Source organism: Polynucleobacter sp. MG-28-Ekke-A2, assembly GCF_035012985.1.
GTDB lineage: Bacteria > Pseudomonadota > Gammaproteobacteria > Burkholderiales > Burkholderiaceae > Polynucleobacter.
On record NZ_JAYGQU010000045.1, the window covers coordinates 1 to 1,515 of the forward strand.

A 1,515-nucleotide genomic window follows, 5' to 3' on the forward strand; every position below is an offset into this window, starting at 1 on the left:
GTGTGCCGCTCGTCAGGGGACAAAATGCTGAGTTTGCTAATGCTTTGATCTGGATTGGCTACTGCTGACTCTAGAAGGCGGATAAAGCGATCGGAGATAGATTGTATGGTTTCCAGATCAAATAGATCTGTGCTGTATTCAATGATGCCATTGATGCCTTGTAAGACTCCTTCAGGCGAGCGATTCTCACTAAAGTTTAGAGAGAGATCAAACTTGGAGGTGGCGGTATTGACTGCCTCTATTGTGGTTGTCAGATCTGGCAGATTTAGTTTGACGGTGTCAGCATCTTGCAATGTCAGCATTACCTGGAACAAGGGGTGTCTATTAAGCGATCTTGTGGGGTTAACAATCTCCACAAGACGTTCAAAAGGCATGTCTTGGTGAGCGTAAGCAGCGAGATTGGTTGAACGCGTTCGGGCAATGAGCTCCCTAAAGTTTGGGTTACCATCCGTTTTTGATCGCAATACAATTGTGTTAACAAAAAACCCAACCAGACCATCAAGGGCACTATCGCCACGTCCAGCAACGGGGGTGCCAATGGGTATGTCGTACCCGGCACCTAAACGAGTCAGAAGGGCTGCAAGGCTTGCCTGTAACACCATAAATAAGCTTGCTTGGCATTGATTGGCCAAGGTAACAAGGTCTACGTGTAATTTTTTATTAATGCAAAGCGCAACTTGTGCGCCTTGATAGCTGGCGATAGTCGGCCTTGTTCTATCTAGTGGTAAATCGATTTGATCCGGAAGATCAGCGAGTTCATTGGTCCAGAAGGAGATCTGATGTGTAATCGCGCTATTGGGGTCACTTTCATTCCCTAGGATATCTTGCTGCCATAAGGTGTAATCTACATATTGCACTGGTAGATTAATAAACTGAGGGGCGGTATTTAGGCAGCGTGCGGTATAGGCTTTTTCTAGATCATGCGCTAGCGGCCCAAAAGACCAGCCATCACCAGCAATATGGTGAAGCAATAACACCAAGACATGCTCTTGAGTGCCAATCTTTAAAAGATGTATTCGCAATGGGGGTTCTTTGGCAAGATCAAAACCGCATTTAATAAGTTCAGTAATGGCCTCACCTAGAAGTTGCTTATCGATGTCGATGGGTTTTAATTCTTTTGATGCCTCAGCCATGCTAAGAACCCGCTGTTCTGGCACTCCAAAAGTTTCAGGGAAGATAGTTCTTAAGCTTTCGTGACGAACAATAAGATCGTTCAAAGCGGTTTGTAGTGCGTTGTAATTTAAAGATCCCTGGAGATGCAAGACGATCGGGATTGAGTAAGTGGAGCTAAATTCTTCGAGTTGATTTAGGAACCATAGTCGGCGTTGTGCAAAAGAGAGCGGGATTCGTTCTGGACGCTGTATTTTTTGCAATGGCCGCTGTACAGTTTTCTCGCTGCTAAGGTGCCCGCTGAGGTTTTCGATGGTCGGCGCTTCAAACAAGCTGCGGATAGGTAGCTCAACTCCAAGTTTGGAGCGGATTCGGCTAATTAGCTTCATCGCCAATAAAGAGTGT

Annotated in this window: 1 protein-coding gene; it reads right to left on the bottom strand. The window is 45.8% G+C overall.

What is annotated here, in order from left to right; all coding sequences use genetic code 11:
- The coding region (locus VC188_RS11830) for a condensation domain-containing protein (protein ID WP_323484097.1) at positions 1-1,499 on the bottom strand (1,499 nt) is incomplete at its 3' end.
- Between the last annotated feature and the right edge of the window lie 16 nt (positions 1,500-1,515).